Origin of the sequence: Nonomuraea aurantiaca (assembly GCF_020215705.1) — a bacterium.
GTDB lineage: Bacteria > Actinomycetota > Actinomycetes > Streptosporangiales > Streptosporangiaceae > Nonomuraea > Nonomuraea aurantiaca.
Genome location: NZ_JAIWNB010000017.1, coordinates 30472 through 49407, shown reverse-complemented (window position 1 = coordinate 49407; position 18936 = coordinate 30472). Strand labels below are relative to the sequence as shown.

The 18936-nt window shown below is 72.5% G+C and carries 16 protein-coding genes, 2 pseudogenes and 1 riboswitch; of the genes and pseudogenes, 8 read left to right on the top strand and 10 right to left on the bottom strand.

The window, feature by feature from the left end; translation table 11 throughout:
* Positions 1-31: 31 nt before the first annotated feature.
* Positions 32-219, bottom strand: a riboswitch (cobalamin riboswitch).
* Between the two features lie 28 nt (positions 220-247).
* From cobG to LDL49_RS33585, 3 genes are read left to right on the top strand one after another with little or no spacing between them, the layout of a single operon-like run.
* Positions 248-1504 (top strand): precorrin-3B synthase, encoded by a 1257-nt coding sequence (cobG, locus tag LDL49_RS33595; RefSeq protein ID WP_225297120.1) that lies wholly within the window; start codon positions 248-250, stop codon positions 1502-1504.
* Positions 1505-1541: 37 nt separating this feature from the next.
* The gene (locus LDL49_RS33590; RefSeq protein ID WP_225297119.1) at positions 1542-2162 is read left to right on the top strand and encodes a precorrin-8X methylmutase; all 621 of its coding nucleotides are present in this window, start codon (positions 1542-1544) and stop codon (positions 2160-2162) included.
* Positions 2163-2167: 5 nt separating this feature from the next.
* Positions 2168-3649: a precorrin-2 C(20)-methyltransferase gene (locus LDL49_RS33585; RefSeq protein ID WP_225297117.1), complete on the top strand. Its 1482-nt coding sequence runs from the start codon at positions 2168-2170 to the stop codon at positions 3647-3649.
* Here LDL49_RS33585 and LDL49_RS33580 read toward each other — a convergent pair.
* From LDL49_RS33580 to LDL49_RS33565, 4 genes are all read right to left on the bottom strand, one after another.
* Positions 3640-4485 (bottom strand): cobalt-precorrin-6A reductase, encoded by an 846-nt coding sequence (locus tag LDL49_RS33580; protein WP_225297115.1) that lies wholly within the window; start codon positions 4483-4485, stop codon positions 3640-3642. The genes LDL49_RS33585 and LDL49_RS33580 overlap by 10 nt on opposite strands.
* A gap of 73 nt (positions 4486-4558) precedes the next feature.
* A complete protein-coding gene (gene cobM, locus LDL49_RS33575) occupies positions 4559-5314 on the bottom strand; it encodes a precorrin-4 C(11)-methyltransferase (RefSeq protein WP_225297113.1) in 756 nt (251 codons plus the stop codon).
* A 31-nt stretch (positions 5315-5345) separates the two neighbouring features.
* Complete coding sequence (cbiE, locus tag LDL49_RS33570; protein ID WP_225297111.1) at positions 5346-6584, bottom strand: precorrin-6y C5,15-methyltransferase (decarboxylating) subunit CbiE; 1239 nt, start codon at positions 6582-6584, stop codon at positions 5346-5348.
* Positions 6581-6967, bottom strand: coding sequence for a pyridoxamine 5'-phosphate oxidase family protein (locus tag LDL49_RS33565; protein ID WP_225297109.1), 387 nt, complete (start codon positions 6965-6967; stop codon positions 6581-6583). Before LDL49_RS33565 ends, cbiE begins: the two co-directional genes overlap by 4 nt.
* A gap of 63 nt (positions 6968-7030) precedes the next feature.
* Here LDL49_RS33565 and cobF point away from each other — a divergent pair, with 63 nt between their 5' ends.
* Positions 7031-7789 (top strand): precorrin-6A synthase (deacetylating), encoded by a 759-nt coding sequence (gene cobF / locus LDL49_RS33560; protein ID WP_225297107.1) that lies wholly within the window; start codon positions 7031-7033, stop codon positions 7787-7789.
* A 12-nt stretch (positions 7790-7801) separates the two neighbouring features.
* Here cobF and LDL49_RS33555 read toward each other — a convergent pair whose 3' ends face one another.
* The 4 genes from LDL49_RS33555 to LDL49_RS33540 all read right to left on the bottom strand — a co-directional run bounded on the left by LDL49_RS33555 (position 7802) and on the right by LDL49_RS33540 (position 13063).
* The gene (locus tag LDL49_RS33555) at positions 7802-9985 is read right to left on the bottom strand and encodes a xanthine dehydrogenase family protein molybdopterin-binding subunit (protein ID WP_225297105.1); all 2184 of its coding nucleotides are present in this window, start codon (positions 9983-9985) and stop codon (positions 7802-7804) included.
* Positions 9982-10962, bottom strand: a complete 981-nt coding sequence (locus LDL49_RS33550) for an FAD binding domain-containing protein (protein ID WP_225297101.1) — start codon at positions 10960-10962, stop codon at positions 9982-9984. The genes LDL49_RS33555 and LDL49_RS33550 overlap by 4 nt, the downstream gene beginning before the upstream one ends.
* The gene (locus LDL49_RS33545) at positions 10962-11483 is read right to left on the bottom strand and encodes a (2Fe-2S)-binding protein (RefSeq protein WP_372470494.1); all 522 of its coding nucleotides are present in this window, start codon (positions 11481-11483) and stop codon (positions 10962-10964) included. Before LDL49_RS33545 ends, LDL49_RS33550 begins: the two co-directional genes overlap by 1 nt.
* 317 nt (positions 11484-11800) lie before the next feature.
* Complete coding sequence (locus tag LDL49_RS33540) at positions 11801-13063, bottom strand: multidrug effflux MFS transporter (RefSeq protein WP_225297097.1); 1263 nt, start codon at positions 13061-13063, stop codon at positions 11801-11803.
* A gap of 298 nt (positions 13064-13361) precedes the next feature.
* On the opposite strand from LDL49_RS33540, the gene LDL49_RS33535 reads away from it, so the two are divergent.
* The 3 genes and pseudogenes from LDL49_RS33535 to LDL49_RS58610 form a co-directional block, all read left to right on the top strand.
* A complete protein-coding gene (locus LDL49_RS33535; RefSeq protein WP_225297095.1) occupies positions 13362-14546 on the top strand; it encodes an MFS transporter in 1185 nt (394 codons plus the stop codon).
* A gap of 163 nt (positions 14547-14709) precedes the next feature.
* Positions 14710-14871: pseudogene (locus LDL49_RS59360) on the top strand (hypothetical protein); the annotation flags it as partial.
* A 58-nt stretch (positions 14872-14929) separates the two neighbouring features.
* Positions 14930-15055: pseudogene (locus LDL49_RS58610) on the top strand (dihydrofolate reductase family protein); the annotation flags it as partial.
* A gap of 274 nt (positions 15056-15329) precedes the next feature.
* Here LDL49_RS58610 and LDL49_RS33525 read toward each other — a convergent pair.
* Positions 15330-16409 carry a Gfo/Idh/MocA family protein gene (locus LDL49_RS33525; protein ID WP_225297090.1) on the bottom strand — a complete coding sequence of 360 codons (1080 nt, stop codon included), beginning with the start codon at positions 16407-16409 and terminating at the stop codon, positions 15330-15332.
* 114 nt (positions 16410-16523) lie between these two features.
* On the opposite strand from LDL49_RS33525, the gene LDL49_RS33520 reads away from it, so the two are divergent.
* Positions 16524-17102 carry a TetR/AcrR family transcriptional regulator gene (locus LDL49_RS33520; protein ID WP_225297089.1) on the top strand — a complete coding sequence of 193 codons (579 nt, stop codon included), beginning with the start codon at positions 16524-16526 and terminating at the stop codon, positions 17100-17102.
* Positions 17103-17272: 170 nt separating this feature from the next.
* Here the strand turns inward: LDL49_RS33520 and LDL49_RS33515 are convergent, their stop codons facing one another.
* Positions 17273-18754: a tetratricopeptide repeat protein gene (locus tag LDL49_RS33515; RefSeq protein ID WP_225297086.1), complete on the bottom strand. Its 1482-nt coding sequence runs from the start codon at positions 18752-18754 to the stop codon at positions 17273-17275.
* Between the last annotated feature and the right edge of the window lie 182 nt (positions 18755-18936).

Here is an 18936-nt window from a genome sequence, read left to right as displayed (position 1 = left end):
CGATCCTCCCTCGGGGTCCTCGCCCCGGTCGTGGGTGTCGCGACGGCAGGAGTCTCCTGGCTCCCGGATCAGCGCTCACCCCGGCCTTCCCACCCGTTGCCGGGCAGTGGCCTGCGGTGGGGTTCGCTCCCCGGTCACAGTGGCGGGACCGCGCCGGATTCGCACCGGCTTCCTCCCTTTGCCATCGCCTACCCAGGAGCCTACGGCAGGATCAACCTCCGCCAGAAGTGGCGTTACCATCCTCATCGTGTCCATAGCCGACTTTTCCGGACGGATCCGGCCCGACGCCTGTCCGGGAGCGCTTCAGGTGCACGAGGCGGCCGACGGCCCGCTGGCCCGGGTCCGCCTGCCCGGCGGCGCGATCTCCGGCGGGCAGCTGCGTGAGCTGGCGGCCTGCGCGGCGGAGCTGGGCTCCGGGGTGATCGAGCTCACGTCGCGGGCGAACGTACAGGTGCGCGGCCTGCGCGCGCCGGCCGCCTTCGCCGAACGGATCGCCGCCGCCGGCCTGCTCCCCTCGGCCGCGCACGAACGGGTACGCAACATCGTCGCCTCGCCGCTCGGCGGCCGCGGCCCAGCGGGGTTGCTGGACACGCAACCCCTGGTAGAGGCGCTGGACCTGGCTCTGTGCGCGCGGTCCCGGCTGGCCGGGCTGCCGGGACGCTTCCTGTTCGCGCTGGACGACGGCACGGGTGACACGCGGCAGCTGGCCGCCGATGTCACTCTCGTGCCTGCGGGAGCGGGCGGTGACGCCTGTACGATGCTGCTGGCCGGCGTGGACGCCGGGCTTGTCGTGCGCCGTGACGCGGCGGTCGGGCAGATGATCGCGGCCGCCGAGGCGTTCCTCGACGAACGGGAGCGCGGGCTCTCCGATCGTGACCGGGCCGCGTGGCGGATCGCGGAGCTGGCGGACGGCCCCGTCCGGATCGCCGCCCATCTCGGCGAGGCGGACCGTCCCGCCCAGGTCGCCGACCACCTGGACGCGGCGGATGACCGGGCGACGACCGCCCGGGACGCCTCCCCTGTTCCGGTCTCCCCTGCCTGCTCGGCCCGTCGCCCTGGACCCGTAGATCAGCGGGACGGCGGGGTGGCGCTGGAGGCCGTGGTGCCGCTCGGGCGGCTGTCCGCCGCTCAGGTACGCGCGATCGCCGACACCGCCGCCGACGGTGGGGCGGTGCCGGTGCGGTTGACGCCGTGGCGGACGGTCGTCCTGCTGGACCTGTCCCCCGCCGCGGCCGAGCGGGCGGTGCGGCAGCTGTCCGTGGCCGGGCTGGTGACCGATCCGGCGTCGCCCTGGGTCGGGGTGAGCGCCTGCACCGGTCGTCCCGGCTGCGCCAAGTCACTGGCGGACGTGCAGAAGGACGCCCGGCGGTGGGTGACGACCCTGGACGCGCCCGCCGCGACACCGGTGCACTGGTCCGGTTGCGAGCGGCGCTGCGGGCTGCCCCGCGGCCGGGTGGTCCAGATGGTGGCCACCGCCGACGGCTACGAGGAACGGCCGCGGTGATGGCGGGCACCTTCGACCGATACGAGGAAAGGCTTCAGTGACCGACTACCTGCGCGACGGGGCCGAGATCTACCGGCGCTCGTTCGCGACCATCCGTGCCGAGGCCGATCTCACCGGGATGCCCCCGGATGTGGCCCAGGTGGCGGTGCGGATGATCCACGCGTGTGGCATGACCGACCTCGTCGCCGACCTGGACTGGTCGCCTTCGGTCGTCGTCCGGGCTCGCGAGGCGCTGCGGCGCGGCGCGCCCGTGCTGTGCGACGCGCAGATGGTCGCCTCCGGCGTGACCAGGCGCAGGCTGCCGGCGGGCAACGACGTGGTGTGCGCCCTGGGCGATCCAGGCGTGCCGGAGCTGGCCGAACGCCTCGGCACCACCCGCAGCGCCGCCGCCCTGGAGCTGTGGCGCGACCGGCTGGACGGCGCGGTGGTGGCGATCGGCAACGCCCCGACCGCCCTGTTCCGGCTGCTCGAACTGGTCGCCGAGGGGTCCGGCCGGCCGGCGGCGGTGCTCGGCGTGCCGGTCGGCTTCATCGGCGCGGCCGAGTCCAAGCGGGCCCTGGCGGACAGCGACCTGGAATACCTGGTGGTGCACGGGCGCCGCGGCGGCAGTGCGATGACCGCGGCGGCGGTCAACGCCATCGCGAACGAGACGGAGTGACGGCGATGACGGGACGACTGTACGGGGTCGGACTGGGCCCGGGAGACCCGGAGCTGGTCACGGTCAAGACGGCCCGGCTGATCGGCGAGGCGGACGTGATCGCCTACCACGCCGCCAGGCACGGCCGCAGCATCGCCCGCTCGATCGCGCTGCCGTACCTGCGGGAAGGGCAGATCGAGGAACTGCTGCTGTATCCGCTGACCACGGAGACCACCGACCACCCCGGCGGCTACCAGGGCGCGCTGGACGACTTCTACGCCGGCTGCGCCGAACGGCTGGCCGCCCACCTGGACGCGGGCCGGACCGTGGTCGTGCTGAGCGAGGGCGACCCACTGTTCTACGGTTCCTACATGCACATGCACAAGCGGCTGGCCCACCGCTACCCGACCGAGGTGGTGCCGGGCGTCACCTCGGTCAGCGCCGCCTCCGCCGTCCTGGGGCGGCCGCTGGTGGAGCGGGACGAGGTGCTGACCGTACTGCCCGGCACGCTGCCCGCCGAAGTGCTGGCCGAGCGGCTGCGCGGCACCGACTCGGCGGCGGTGCTGAAGCTGGGCAGGACGTTCGAGAAGGTACGCGATGCCCTGGCCGAGGCCGGGCGGCTGGACGACGCCTGGTACGTCGAGCGCGCCACCATGGGCGCCGAACGCGTCGCACCGCTCAAGGATGTGGACGCCGACGGCGTTCCGTACTTCTCGCTGGCCCTGCTCGCCAGCCCGGCCGAGCGCACCTTCGTCCCCGAGCCGCCGGTGGCCGAGGGGCGCGGTGAGGTGACCGTCATCGGCCTCGGCCCGGCCGGGCGGCCGTGGCTCACGCCGGAGGCGCAGGAGGCCCTCGCCGCGGCCACCGACCTGGTCGGTTACGGCCCGTACGTGGACCGGGTGGCGCCCAACCCGCGCCAGCGCCGCCACCGCACCGACAACCGGGTCGAGGCCGAGCGCGCCAGGCACGCGCTGGAGCTGGCAGCGGCGGGCGCGCGGGTGGCCGTGGTGTCCTCCGGCGATCCCGGGGTGTTCGCCATGGCCAGCGCGGTGCTGGAGGAGGCGGCGGCCGGGTTCCCCGACGTGCCGGTGCGGATCGTGCCCGGACTGACGGCCGCGCAGGCGGTGGCCAGCAGGGCGGGCGCGCCGCTCGGCCACGACTACTGCGTGCTGTCGCTGTCCGACCTGCTCAAACCGTGGGACGTGGTGGCCGACCGGCTGACCGCGGCGGCCAAGGCGGACCTGGTGCTGGCGCTGTACAACCCGGCCTCGCGCAGCCGTACGTGGCAGCTCGCCGCCGCGCGTGACCTGCTGCTGGAGCATCGCGACGCCGCCACTCCCGTCGTGGTCGGCCGCGACGTCGGCGGCGCGCAGGAGAGCGTCACCGTCACCACGCTCGGGGAGCTCGACCCGGCCCAGGTGGACATGCGCTGCCTGCTGATCGTCGGCTCCTCCACGACCCGGGTCACCGCTCGCGGCGTCGTGTACACCCCGCGCCGCTACCCCTGAGCCCAGAGCGCCGCCGCACGCACGGTCTCCACCAGGCGGACACCCGCCGGCAGCGGCGGCCGGTCCACCATGATCACCGGTAGCCCGAGCTCGCGGGCCGCGACGAGCTTGGCGGCCGTGAGCTGACCGCCGCTGTCCTTGGTGACCAGCACCTCCAGACGGTGCTCGCGGATGAGGGCCCGCTCGCCCTCGACCGTGTAGGGGCCACGGTCGAGCAGCACGCGTACGTTGGCGGGGACCGGCGGTTCGGGCGGATCGACAGACCTGGCCAGCAGCCACACCCCGGCCAGCCCGGTGAAGACGGGCAGGCTCCGGCGCCCGGTGGTGAGGAACACCCGCACCGGCCCGGCCGGCTGGGCAGTGCCCTCGCCCAGCTCGGCCGGCTCGGTCCGTTCGGTCGGTTCGGTCCGTTCGGTCGGTTCGACCGGCTTGGCGACGGCCAGGCGAACAGTGGCGGCTTCGGCCAAGCGGGTGGCGGCGGTCTGCAGGGAGTCGACGCGCTGCCAGGTGTCGTCCGGCCCCTGCGGCCAGCCCGGTCGGCGCAGGACGAGCAGCGGCACGCCCGTGCGCGCCGACGCCTCGGCCGCCGACGCCGTCATCCGTGCCGCGAACGGGTGCGTGGCGTCCACCACGGCGTCGATCCGCTCGGCGGCCAGCCACGTGACCAGCCCGTCCGGCCCGCCGAACCCGCCCGCGCGCACCTCGCCGACCGGCAGCCTCGGGTTCGTCACCCGCCCGGCCAGCGACGACACCACGTGTACGCCCGGGGCGGCGGCCAGTTCGGCGGCCAGCGCCCGTGCCTCCGCCGTGCCGCCCAGGATCAGAACCCGTCTCATGCCATGATCCTGCGCCCCTGCGCTGTGCCGCTCGTCCGGCGGCACCGGCCGCTCTGCCGCAGGAGCAGCGCGATCAGTTCCCGTCGCATGATCGCTCCCGTTCCGCGCTGTACAGGTGGCTGTCCGGGAACTGTGTCGCCGACAGCACCCGGCCGACGACGATCACCGCCGTACGGCGGATGCCCGCCTCGTGGACCTGCCCCGCGATGTCCCTCAGCGTGCCGCGCAGAACCACCTCATCGGCCCGGCTCGCCCGCGCCACCACCGCCACCGGGCAGTCCGGCCCGTAGGAGGGCAGCAGCTCCGCCACCACCGCGTCGATCCGCTGTACGGCCAGGTGCAGCACCATCGTGGCCCGGCCGGCGCCCAGCGTGGTCAGGTCCTCGCCGTCGGGCATCGGAGTGGCCCGCGCCGACGTACGGGTCAGGATGACCGTCTGGCCGACACCGGGCACGGTCAGCTCCCTGCCCAGGGCGGCCGCCGCCGCCGCGAACGCCGGAACGCCCGGAACCACCTCGTACGGTACCCCGAGCACGTCCAGCCTGCGCATCTGCTCGGCCACCGCGCTGAACACCGACGGGTCCCCCGAGTGCAGCCGCGCCACGTCCATGCCCTTGGCGTGGGCGGCGGCCAGCTCCGCGACGATCTCGTCCAATGTCAGGTTCGCGGTGTCCACCAGCCTGGCCTCCGCCGGGCAGGACTCCAGCAGTTCGCGGGGTACGAGAGAGCCCGCGTACAGGCAGACCGGCGACGATTCCAGCCGCCGCAGCCCGCGCAGCGTGATCAGATCCGCGGCGCCGGGGCCCGCCCCGATGAAGTACACGGTCACGGCACGTCCCCCCTGGCGATCGACCACACGGTCACGGCACGTCCTTTCTGGTGATCGACCACACGGTCACCGGCATCGCGGCCCGCCAGCCGGTGAACCCGCCAACAGGTGCGGCCCGCTGCACGGACAGGCGCACCAGATCGCCGCCCAGCCGGGCGTACCATCCGGCGACGACGGACTCCGACTCCAAGGTCACGGCGTTCACCACGAGCCTGCCGCCGGGCCGCAGCGCCGCCCAGCAGGTCTCCAGCATGCCGGGCGCGGTGGCGCCGCCGCCGACGAACACCGCGTCCGGCGCGGGCAGGCCCTCCAGCGCCACCGGCGCTCGCCCCTCCACGACGCGCAGGGCCGGAACCCCGAGCCGGTCGGCGTTGCGGCCGATGGCGGCGGCGCGATCGGCCCTGCTCTCGACCGCCACGGCGGCGTTCGACGGATGGGCGCGCATCCATTCGACGGCGATGCTGCCCGCACCCGCGCCCACGTCCCACAGCAGTTCGCCGGGCAGCGGCGCCAGCCGTGACAGGCTGACGGCCCGGACCTCCCGCTTGGTGAGCTGCCCGTCATGCTCGAACGCCGTGTCCGGCAGTCCGGGCACACGAGCGAACGGCTCGGCGCCAGGCCCGGCGACGCACTCCACCGCGATCACCTGCAAGATCGACGACGCGTTCCGGTCCTGTCCCGACCCGGACGGCTCGGCGGCCGCCCATGTCGCGGCCGTTCCCGTCCGTACGGACTCCGACGCCGCGCCCAGGTCCGACAAGACCGTCATCGGGCTCGGCCCGTACCCGAGCCCGGCCACCAACCCCGCCACCAGAGCCGGGGCGTCACGACCGGCGCCGAGCACCAGCACCCGGCGTCCGGGAAGGATCGCCGCGTTCAGCGCGGCCAGAGGGCGGCCCACCAGGCTGACCACGTCCACCTGCTCGACCGGCCAGCCCAGCCGGGCGCACGCCAGCGACAGCGACGACAGATGCGGCAGCACCCTGATCCGGGCCGCGCCGAGCAGCCTCACCAGCGTGGAGCCGATGCCGTAGAACATCGGATCGCCGCTGGCCAGCACGCACACCCGGCGACCGGCGTACCGCTCCATGAGCTCGGGCAGCGCGGGCAGCAGCGGCGAGGGCCAGGCCACCCGCTCCGCGGCGGACCGGGGCACGAGGTCGAGCTGCCGGGCGGCGCCCATGAGCACCTCCCCCGCCTCCAGTACGCGTCGCGACTCCTCCGCCAGCCCGTCCCAGCCGTCCGCGCCGATGCCGACGACGGTGATCACACGTTGCCCAGCACGCGCGTCACCTGGATCTCCACGACCACCCGCGCCGGGTTGGGCCGGGGCGGCTTGTAGCGGGCGGTGTAACGGCGCTCGGCGTCGGCCACCTGCTCCGGCTCGGTACGCACCACGGCCCGCCCCTCCAGCGTCGACCACCGCCGGCCGTCCACCTGGCAGAGCGCGACCAGCGCGCCGTCCGCTGCGATGAGCCGGGCTTTGTACGAGGTGCCCGAGGTGATCACCCGCGCGACGCCGGTCTCCAGATCCAGCGTCGCGCCGACCGGCACCGCGTGCGGCGGCTCGCCGGAACGCGCCGTTGAGAGCGTGCACAGGTGCCGTTCCTGCCAGAACGCGGCGAAAGCGGCGCCCTGCTCGACCAGATTCACGAGCCTCCTCGAGGGAATTGCGGAGGCATATCGTATATCCAGCTCTCTGGCAGACTCGTGCGGGTGAAGCGGCTACTCGTCATCGGCATCGGCGCCGGAGATCCCGACCATCTCACGCTGCAGGCGGCCAAGGCCATCGCCGCCACGGACGTGTTCTTCATCGTCGACAAGGGGGAGGTCAAACAGGACCTCGTACGCCTCCGGCTGGACCTGATCGACCAGCACGGCCGCCCGCCGTACTGGATCGCCGAGGCCCGCGACCCCGAGCGCGACCGCACCACCCCCGCCTACACCGCCGCCGTCGAGGACTGGCGCTCCCGCCGCGCGCTGGCCTGCGAGGCGCTGATCCGCGACGAGCTGAAGGAGGGCCAGACGGGGGCGTTCCTGGTGTGGGGCGATCCGGGCGTGTACGACAGCACGCTCACCATCGTCGAGGAGATCCTCGAACGCGGGAACGTCACCTTCGACTACGAGGTGATCCCCGGCGTCAGCAGCGTGGCCGCGCTCACCGCCCGCCACCGCACCAGCCTCACCCAGGTCGGCCGCCCCGTGCACCTGACCACCGGCCGCCGCCTGGCCGAGGACGGCCCGTCCGCCGACGACGTCGTGGTCATGCTGGACGCCCACTGCTCCTTCGCCGGCCTCGACGACTTCCACATCCACTGGGGCGCCTACCTGGGCAGCCCCGACGAGATCCTGGTGTCCGGCCCGGTGGCCGAGGTCGGCGACCGGATCCGCGAGCTGCGCGCCGAGGCCAGGGCCCGCAAGGGCTGGATCATGGACACCTACCTGCTGCGCCGCCTCCCCCGCACGGACAACTGAGGACCCGCGTGGTCAAAGCAGCGCTTCGGCGGTGATGGGCAGCTCGCGGACGCGGCGGCCGGTGGCGTGGAAGACGGCGTTGGCGATGGCGGGCGCCACGCCGGTGAAGACGACCTCACCGAGACCCTTGACCCCGATGGGGTCGGCCTCGCGGTCATCACCGTCGAGATAGATCGCGCGCAGCGAGGGGACGTCGGCGTTGACGGGGACGAGGTAGTCGGCGAGGTTTGCGTTGACGATCCTGCCGTCGCGAGGGTCGGTGACCGTGTGCTCCAGCAGGGCGGCGCCGATGCCGCCGACCATCCCGCCGATCGCCTGGCTGTCGGCGAGCTTGGGGCTGATGATGCGTCCCGCGTCGTAGACGCCGAGCATCCGCCGGATGCGGACCAGGCCGAGGCGGTGGTCGACGGCGACCTCGGCGAACGTGGCGTTGTAGGCGTACATCGAGAAGCGGCTCTCCCCTGGCGTGAAGGAGCCGAGCGTTTCGAGATGGGTGCGGTTGTTTCGGGCAAGAAGCTGCTGGTACGTCTCACCGCGCGTGGGATCGCCCTTGACGTGCAGCCGCCCGTCACCGGCCACGACGTCGCCCGCGTCCACGCCGTGCAGGGGCGACCGCTCGTCCCCCACGGCCAGCGCGACGGCTTGGCGGCGCAGCTTGTCGCAGCCGTCCTGGACGGCGGAGCCGACACTGGCCATGGTCATGGAACCGCCGTGAGGCGGGGTCGGCGGCATGATGGAGTCGCCGAGCCGGCAGGTCACGGCGCGCATGTCCAGGCCGAGGGCGTCGGCGGCGACCTGGGTCATGGACGTGTACGTGCCCGGTCCCATGTCGCTGGACGCCGCTTCGACCACGGCGCTCCCCCGGGCGTCGAGCCTGACCCGCGCCTGGGCCGCGCCGCGATTGGTGTCATAGACGCCTGCGGCCATGCCCATGCCGATCAGCCAGTCGCCGTCACGGGTGGAGCGCGGCTTGGGGTTACGCCGGTCCCAGCCGAACTCGCGGGCGCCCACGGTGTAGCACTCGCGCAGCCGCCGGGTGGAGAACGGCCGCCTGGTCGCGGGGTCGTCGTCGGGTTCGTTGCGCCGGCGTAGTTCGATCGGGTCGAGGCCGAGCTCGTGGGCGAGTTCGTCCATCGCCGACTCGACGATGTAGGAGGTGGTCGCGTGGCCGGGGCCGCGCATGTACAGCGGGGTGTTCACATCCAGCGGCACCCGCTCGTAGGTCTGCGCGACGTTGGGCATGCTGTAGAGCATCTGCCCGGTCGGCAGGACGCCCTCCTGGAAATCCTCGTAGCTGGAGGTCTCGGCCCTGATGTCGTGCGTCATGGCGATCAGGCGCCCCTGCCGGGCGCTGCCCAGCCGTACCTTGTAGACGTAGGCGGGCCGGTAGCCCGTCCCGAAGTACTGCTGCCTGCGGGCGAGGACGAGTTTGACCGGGCGTCCGGTCTCGCGGGCGGCCAGGGCCGCGATGGTGACGTGCGGCCAGGCCCGCAGGCCGCTGCCGAACGCGCCGCCGACGAACGGCGAGATGACGCACACCGACTCCTTCGGGATGCCGAACACGGCGGCGAGCTCTTCTTGGGTGCCGTTCACCCACTGGGTCTTGTCCCACACGGTGAGCCGGTGGCCGTTCCAGCGGGCGATGGTGGCGTGCGGCTCCATCGCGTTGTGATGGTTGCGGGCGGTCCGGTACGTCATCTCCATCCGTACCTCCGCCGAGCCCAGGGCCTGCTCCGCGTCGCCCCGCGCGTAGGTCACGGGCTTGTTCGTCCGGTCGCCGGCCAGGCCGGTCGTCGGCTTCTCGGCGGCGTAGCGGACCTCGACCAGGCGGGCCGCGTGCTGCGCGGCCTCCAGCGTGGTGGCCACCACGACGGCGACCGGCTGGCCGAAGAAGCGCACCCGGTCGTCCTGGAAGACGTGCAGCCGCTCGCTGCCTTCCGGGTTGTTCGATCCCGCGTTGGGACGGTAGGCGAGCTTGGGCGCGTTGAGGTGGCTGATCACCTTCAGGACGCCGGACCGGGCCAGGGCGTCGCGGGCGTCGATGCCGGTGATGCGGCCCCGCCCGATGCCGCTGTCGACGATGACGGCGTACACGACTCCCTTGACGTCGTGCTCGGCGGCGTAGGTCGCCCGCCCGGTCACTTTCAGGCGCCCATCCACCCGGGACAGCGGCGCCCCCACGGCTCGCCGGCTCATTCGCTTCCTCCCACGATCCGCAGTTGCCGTTCGACGGTACGTTTCAGCAGTTCGGCCTTGAATCGGTTGTGCTCCAGCGGGCGGGCCCCGTCGGCCGCCCGCTCGGCCGCCTCGGCCCACAGCGCCTCGGACGGCCGCTCGCCGATGAGGTGGCGTTCGACGGCGGACAGCTTCCACGGCACGGTGCCCACACCTCCGGCGGCCACCTTCGCCTCCCGGATCACGCCGCCCTTGATGTGCAGCGCGACCGCCGCCGAGGTCAGCGCGAACTCGTACGACTGCCGGTCGCGCACCTTGAGGTAGCCGGACCTGAGCGGACGCGGCAGGGCGGGGAGCTCCACGGCGGTGATCAGCTCGCCGGGCCGCAGGCCATGCTCCCGGTCCGGAGTGCCGCCCGGCCGCAGCAGGAAGTCGGCGAAGGCGACACTGGGCTCCCCGTCCGGGCCCCGCAGGTGCACGCTCGCCTCCAGCGCCGCGAACGCCACGGCGACGTCGGAGGGGTGGGTGGCCACGCACTGGTCGGAGCCGCCGAGGATCGCGTGAGCGCGGTTGAACCCCTCCAGCGCCGCGCATCCCGAGCCGGGCTCGCGCTTGTTGCAGGGCGCTGTCACGTCACGGAAGTACGCGCACCGGGTGCGCTGCATGATGTTGCCGCCGATGGTGGCCATGTTGCGCAGCTGGGCCGACGCGCTCAGCTCCAGCGCCTGCGACACGACCGGGAAGGTGGCCCGCACCTTGGGGTCGGCGGCGGCCTCGGCCATCGAGACCAGCGCGCCGATGCGCAGTCCCCCGCCCGCGGTGGCGGTGATCTCCCCCAGGGGAAGGGCGCTGATGTCGACCAGCGCGCCGGGACGCTCAACGCTCTCGCGCATCAGGTCGACCAGGGTAGTGCCGCCGGCGATGTAGCGCCCGCCCCGCCGCCCGGCGGCAAGAGCTCCCTCCAGGTCGGAGGCCTTGGTGTAGGAGAAGGGATGCATCAGGTCCTCCGCGCAGCTTGCTCAACCGCTCTGACGATCTTCACGTAACAGCCGCAGCGGCAGATGTTGCCGCTCATCCACTCCCGGATCTCCGCCGGCGAGCCGGCGTGGCCCTCCCGGATGCAGCCGATGCCGGACATGATCTGGCCCGGGGTGCAGTAACCGCACTGGAAGGCGTCCTGCTCGACGAACGCCTCCTGCAGCGGATGCAGCTCGTCACCCTCTCCCGGGGCGAGCCCCTCGATGGTGGTGACCTCCGCGCCCTCCAGACGCACCGCGAGCGTCAGGCACGCGTTGACGCGGCGACCGCCGACCAGGACCGTGCACGCGCCGCAGGCCCCGGCATCGCAGCCCTTCTTCGTGCCCGTCAGCCCGAACCGCTCGCGCAGCAGGTCCAGCAGCGAGGTCCGATTGTCGATCATCGCGGCGTGCCGCTCGCCGTTGACGGTCAGCGAGACGCGCCCGCTGAGCGGCGCCTCGGCGGCCCCCGCCGCCTCCGCGCCCGCCGTCTCCGCGCTCACCAGGTCGCCCGCCACCACCGCTGTGGTGGCCGTCGCGATGAACGTACGCCGAGACACCGTCGAGGCGGGCTCCGCCTCGGCCGGAACACATGAGTCAGGAAGTTCGGAAGACATAGGCACCCTCTCGATTGAGCGAAGGACCGGCGTTCACAGTCATCCGTGCGCCGGAGGCATGGCCGCGCCGGCATTGCGCTACGTGATCAAGGATTCCGGCGCCGCGGCCGTAGCCGTATCCGCGCCCGACGGCCGGCGGCGAGAGGCGGCGAGAGGCGGCGACACCCGCCATCCCTCCGGGCCGCTCCCCATGAAACCAATGGTCAACGGCCTGAGGGAGACCCTGTTGAGACATGTACCGACAGGGCACCCCTGAGTGGGCGGAGCGGCCTGCGGATGGACACGGCGTAGACGATCATGGCGAGCACGGTCGAGACGACCGTGACGAGCCCGAGCGGGACGGCGTCGTCGGCGCCGCCCAGGCCGACGAGAGGCGCGGCGAGGCCGCCGAACGCGAAGCGGGCCAGCCCGAGCAGCGAGGACGCCGTGCCGGCGATGTCGGGGTAGTTCGCCAGGGCGAGGGAGGTGGCCGGCGGGGTCGTGGCGGCCACGCCGCTGACCATCGTCAGCAGCGAGAGGATCACCGCGATCAGGGGCAGGTGGAACGCCGCGGTCACAAGCAGCCCACCGGCGCCGACCAGGCACATCACCAGCCCGATCACCAAGGTCCCCTTCTCCGACCACCGCTCGGAGAGGCGGCCGGCGACGAACCCGAACACCATGAACCCCAGGGAGTTCAGACCGAACGCGAACGAGTACCCCTGCGGCGACAGCCCGTAGATTCCCTGCAGGACGTACGTGGCGCCGCTGAGATAGGCGAACAGGGCGGCGTTCACGAGCCCGGTGATGAGGACGGCGCCGAGGAACACCCCGTCGCGGATCAGCCGCCGAAAGTCGCGACCGGCCCGCGTGAGCCCGCCGGCGACGCGCTCCCGCCGCGGCAGCGTCTCACGGAAGACGACGAGGACGGCGATGAGGATCGCCGCGCCGATCGCCGCCAGGAACAGGAAGATGCCCCGCCAGTCGGTGACGGCGGCGAGCTGCCCGCCGATCACCGGCCCGATGATGGCGGCCAGCCCGCCGATCACGGTCAGACGGCCGTAGTAGCGGACCAGCTTGCCGCCGGAGTACAGGTCACGCCCTGCCGCCTGCGCGATCACAATGCCCACCCCACCGGCCAGACCCTGGACGAACCGGGCGGCGACCAGCGTCTCGATGGCCGGGCTGAGGGCGCACAGCGCTGAGGTGAGGATGTAGGCGACGACGCCGATGAGAAGGGGCCCGCGGCGGCCGAACCGGTCGGACGCCGGCCCGGCGACGACCTGGCCGAAAGCCAGGCCGAGCAGGCACGCGGTGACCGTCAGCTGCGCGGCCGAGGTCGCGGAGCGCAGCTCGGTGGTGAGCGCGGGCAGTACGGGCAGATACAGGTCCATGGAGATCGGCCCGAAGACCGTCAGCACGCACAGGACGACCGCCAAGGGGCGGCCCCTTGCCTGTTCGCGTGCGACCCGAGCCGGTTCAGTCATGCGTGTCTCCCTGTCGTGTGTCGTGATGGAACCCAAGCCCGCATCAAGGAATCGGCGGGAGGAGACGGTGGCACGCACGACGTCTCAAGGTCTGTCGCCCATGGAATCCCAGGTGACGCGGCCGGGAAAGGCTCTGCTGTAACACGTACCGGCAGAGCACCCCAGGATGATCGCGCCCCCCGACGGGAGCCCCGACATCACGACACCAGCGCCCGTCGCGACCACGGCGCCACCAGACCCCGGGATCGTCGGTGGCGTGTGTGAGGATGACGTCTTTGTCGGCGTCTCGGGGGGTTGCATGTGGAGGTCGCTGCCGGTGGCGGCGCGGGTGCTGCTGTGGGTGCGGACCCTCAACGCTCTGGGCGCCTATGCGCTGTCGTTCCTGGCGGTGTTGGCCGGGCCGGAACTGGCCGCGGCGGCGCTGGCCCTGTTCGGGGTGACCGCGCTGCTCTCGCGCTGGGCGGGGGCGCTGCTGCTGGAGCGGTTCTCGCCGCGCGGTGTGCTGAGCGCGGGGCTGGCGGCGACCGGGCTGGCCCTGTTCGCGCTCGTCCTGGCGCAGGGCCCGGCGCAGGTGCTGATCGCCATCGCACTGGTCGGGCTGGCCTTCGAGGTGTACGAGCCGCCCTCGCAGGAACTGCTGGCACGGGCGAGCGAGGGCGAGCAGCGCCATGCCACCTTCGCCGTGCTGGGAGTGGCGCTGTCGGCGGCCGGAGCGGCGGCGGGACTGCTGGCGGCGGTGCTCCTGCCGCTGGGGGTGCGCTGGCTGGTGGCCGCCGACGCGCTCACCTGCCTGGCCGCGGCCGCTGTCGCGGTGGCGTTCCTGCCGCGCGATGACGCCCGGCCCCAGTCCCGGTCCGACAGCCACCGCGGCGAGCGGCACGCTGGAAGGAGCGGGCTCCGCGCCGAACGGCACGCTGGGAGGAGCGGGCGCTGGCGGCCACCCGCCGCGTTGGTGCGGCTGACCGTGGCGGGCACCGCGTTCGCGATCGGCTCACTGGCGGTGATGATGTACGTGCCGCTGGCGCTGCTGGAGCGGGGCGCCGCATCGTGGCTGCCCGGTCTGACGCTGGCAGGTGCCGCCGCGCTGGCCCCCCTGACGCTGTGGGCCGCCCGCCGGCTGCTGGCCGGGCGCTCGCACGGGCTGATCCTCGGGGTGGGCGCGCTGCTGCTCGGGGTGCTCGCGCTGGTGATGGCCGCCACCGCCAGCGTGCCGCTCACCATCGCCGCCTACCTGGGCTGCACGGCGGCCAACAGTGTGCTGCTCGGCCGCTGGCAATCGGCGGTCGCCGACGCCGCGCCGGAAGACGACCGGCCGCGCTGGTTCGCCGTACAAGGGTCGTCGTGGGGCGTGGCCCAGCCCATGGTCCCACCGCTGGCCGCGGCCGCCGCTCCCCTCGCCGGCGCTGTCGGAGCCGGCGCCTTCCTGGCCGCGGGCTTGGCGTTCCTGCTGGTACCGCTGATGCTGCGGCGCCTGCCGAGTTGAGGGAGGCGGGCGTCGGCCCTGGCACGCTGTATCGGCATTTCCCACCCGGGAGGCGCTGCTGACCGCCGTGCTGCAGACGCGTTCGGAGGAGTTGGTGGCCCGCCGGGCGGACATCGCGCAACTCGGCGACGCCTGCGAGGCGTTGCGGCAGTGGCTGCGGGCGATGGAGGACTACTTCAGCGCCTTCAGCGGGCTGCCGGAACCGCTCGTGGCCGCGGCCAGGGCGCAGGAGCCGGACAATCCGCTCACCCTTCCCTGTGACACCCTCATCGCCGCGACCGACGAGTACGTGCGGGCCGCCCAGCTCGCGGGGCGGGTGCGCCCGGCGGTGACCGGGTACGACCTGTTCCTCGCGACCGTCTCCGTCGCCTGGACCAAGAGCACCGGTCTTGGTGGGCAGCGGCACGCCGTTCTTTACGGCCCTGGACAACTGGGTGAACCTGACCCTGATGGAGACCCGGACGTTCCCCGACGGCGTACTCCTGACCAGGTACGAGACCAGGAGCTGAGTACCCAACCTCGGATCGGCCCGTGCTTCGGGCCACCCAAGGATCTCGTGGCGCTGTGTTCCGAGGCGATCGTGATACCCGTCCCGGATCACAGGCCGTGTATGTAAGGGACACACGTTCTCTGGAACCCCGCGGGTGCGTCGGCGGGGTTCGTCAAGTGTGTTCCCGAGCACGGATGGTTACCAAAAAACCAGCCCCGCTACGGGGCCCCTGTACGAAGAACTCGGCGCCGTCGGGGGCGGGCATCAGCGTCCAGCCGCCGTCGCCGGGTGAGTTACGAGATTTCCTGGGCGATTCCATCAACCGCGGAACGTTCGATGGCGGCAAGGAGCCGGTGATGGCGCAGGGCGGTCTCGAAACTGGGATGTGGCTGCCGGTCTTCGGCGATGGCCCGGGCGACCTCCTGGTAGAGGGCCGCGATGTTGGCCGGTGGGCCGGACCGGACGCCCGCGGGGACGGCGCGATAGGTGTCGGGCACGGTCAGGACGTCGTCTCCGATCCTGATGTCCCAGTCGCCCCAGTGGATGAACGTCCCGCGCTGGGCCGGGGTGGCGGTCAGAGTGGCGTCGCTGCCGACGAACTTGAGCAGGAAGGCGTCCTGGATGGGTCCGTTGCCGCCGTGCACGGCGACGGATACGGTGGCGCCGCTCGTCAGCAGCCCGTGCAGCAGCACATGGCTGGGTGTGGCGTTGGGCACGGTCCGCTCCGTCCCGGCGACCAGCACGCGGTCGTGCGTGCGGGGCAGTCGTGCCGAGACCTCGGCCAGCGGGCCCGCGGCCCGTTCGAGCGCGGCCAGGAAGTGGCCGGCCATGATGGTCAGGATGGTGGTTCCCTCTGAGGGGTCGAGGCCGAACACCAGGTTCGGCCAGATTCGACTGCCGCCCCAGGGGGCGCCCTCCGCCACCAGCGCGACCGATTCGAGCGTGCCGATCCGGCCTTCGGCCAGCAGGTCGGCGGCGAAGCGGGCGCTCGGCGAGTGGTGCCCCTGGAGGACGACCGCGTGGAGGACGCCGGCGGCGGTGGCGGCCTCGGTCAGCTCGCTCGCCTCGTCGGCGTCGACACCCAACGGCCACTCGGACACGACGTGCTTGCCGGCCTTGAGCGCGGCCCTGATCACAGCGGCATGTCCGGAAGCCTTCACCGAGACGACGACCAGGTCGACCTCGGGATGCGCCGCGAGCTCACCTGCGTCAGCGAAGGCGTGCCGCACGCCATGGGCGGCGGCCGCCCTGTCCGCGCTGGCCTGCTTGGTGGTCGCGACCGCGGTCACCTCGAACTCCTCAAGCGCGGCCAGTGCGGGTAGGTGCGAGCCGTCCGCCCAACCGCTGGCCCCGACAACTCCGACTCGGATCATGCGTCACTCCTTAGTTATGTACCTTACGGTATGAAACTAGAGCAGCGCGATGTTCTGGCACAAGAGGTAACGTACCGATAGGTATAAAACTTAGGAGAGAGCACGGAGGACGGCATGCCCGGCGGACGCCCACGCTCGTTCGACGCAGACGCCGCGCTCGACCGCGCGCTGGAGGTGTTCTGGCGGCACGGCTACGAGGGCACCTCGCTGACCGACCTGACTACCGCGATGGGCATCAACAAGCCCAGTCTCTATGCCGCCTTCGGCAACAAGGAGGAACTGTTCGCCAAAGTCCTGGCCCGCTACCTCGACGGCCCCGGCGCCTACACTGCCGACGCCCTGGACGCGTCCACCGGCCGCGAGGTCGTCGAGCAGCTGATCCACGGAGCCGTGGACCTGACCGCGGGCCAGAACACGCCCCACGGCTGCCTGTGCGTCAACAGCGTGCACGCCCGCGGACCCGACGCGCACACCGTACGCCAGGACGCCATCGCGGTGCGCAAAGCCGGTGAGGCAGCGCTGCGCAGGCGGCTGGAGCAGGCCACCGATCTACCCTCCCGCTACGAACCGGCCGCCCTGGCCGCACTCATCCACACGATCTCCGACGGCATCGCCGTCCAGGCGGCAGCCGGCCGCAGCCACGACGAACTGCGGCAGATCGGTGACTCGGCGCTGCGCGCCCTGCTGGACTGAAACTCAGACCACCGCCGCGTCGCATCCCGAGGCCCCCTCACCAAGGGCGGGCAGGGCGAAGGCGTAGCACCCGCGTCCCCTTTCTGCCGTATTCCGGCCGCCCCCAACCAGGCACGCCCGCATCCGCCGTCACCTGATCACCCTCCACCAGGAGCTTGCGCGAAGGCCGGTCACTTTCGGCGCGAGGTCTCCGGGGTGGAGCGGAGCTGGGCGATGGCCTCGCGGGCGCGCTTCTCCTCGCTCTGGTTGCTCAGCTCTACGGCCAGGTCGAGAGCCGCGCTGTGCAGGCGTACGGCCTGGCCGAGGTCTCCCATGGTCGCCGCGACCTCGGCCAGGCTGTTGAGCGCCTTGGCCTCGCCTCGCCGGTAGCCGAAGAGCCGATACAGCTCCAGCGCCTGCTCGTGATGGCCGCGCGCCTCGGCGGGCCGGCCCAACCGGGTGCAGGCCACCCCGAGGTTGTTCAGGGCGTCGGCCTCACCGCCTCGGCTGCCGATCTCCCGGGACAGCTCCAGTGCCTGGCGATGCAGGTCGGCCGCCTGCGCGTACTGTCCCAGCCGTTCGTGGACGATGCCGAGGTAGTCCAGCGTCACGGCCTCGCCGAAGCGGTCCCCGATGTCGCGGAACAGCTCCAGGGCGCGCAGGTTCGCCTCCTTGGCCCGCTCGTGGTCGCCCGCGTCCGTGCTCACCCTGCCTAAGCCGAGCAGCGCCCGCGCCTGACCTCGCCGGTCTTCAGATGTACGGCAGGCGGCCAGCGCCCGGTCGAAGTGCTCACGGGCGTTTTCATGGCGCCCCTGCACCTGGTGCACCCAGCCGAGGTCGGTCAGCGCCCGCCCTTCATCGGCCGGATCCTCGCGGCGTCGGGCGGCCTGCAGTGCCTTGCCGTACAGAGCGAGGGCATCGTCGTGGTGGGCGTGGTCGTAGAGATAGCGGTACAGCGTGGTGGCCAGCAGGCTGGTGTGCGCCACGTCGCGATCGGCGGCCAGGACGAGGTTGGCTCGTTCGGCGTCCAGCCAGGCCAGCGCCCGCGGCGCGTCATGGAGCGGGACCGGTGGAGGCGTGGCTCGTTCGATGCGCGGTCGCCGGTGGGCGCTGTCGGGGTAGAGCACGTCCATGGCGGCCGACGCCGTGGTCAGCTGATGGCCGCGCAGCCGGGTCAGCGCCGCGTGCCTGGCTTCCTCCGGCTCCTGCTCGGCCACCAGTTGCGCGGCGTACTGGCGGAGCAGGTCGTGGAAGACGTAGCGGCCGAAGGCGCGCTGCTGGAGCATGTGCGCGTCCAGCAGGTCCTCCAGTACGTCCTCGGTGCGCTCCATCGGGAGATCGGCGAGCGCGGCGGCGGCGTAGGGGTCGATGTCGCGGCCGGGATGCAGCCCGAGCAGGCGGAAGAGCCGCTGCTGGTCGGCGGTGAGCTGGCGATACGACAGAGTGAACGCGGCCGCCACGCCGCGTTCCGACCTGGCCAGCTCGGTGAGCCTGCGGCGCTCGTCACGCAGGCGTTCGGCGAGATGGTCCACACTCCAGCGAGGGCGGTGCCGCAGGCGGGTGGCGGCGATGCGTACGGCCAACGGCAGGAACCCGCACAGCAGCAGGACCTCGGTGACCGCCTCGGGCTCGGTGGCCGCGCGCTCGCCCACGATGCCGGTGAAGAGCGCCAAGGCGTCGGGCAGGGGCAGTACATCCCGCCGATCACCCGCCGGAGTCTATATCCGCGGCGAATCACCACATCGTCGATGCATCGCGGATGTATTAATCGCCCCCGAGATGCTGATCGTACGGCGCGGCGGTCACATTTCCCCGCTCGCCTCAGTCATATCAGCGACGACGATCAGAACTCTCC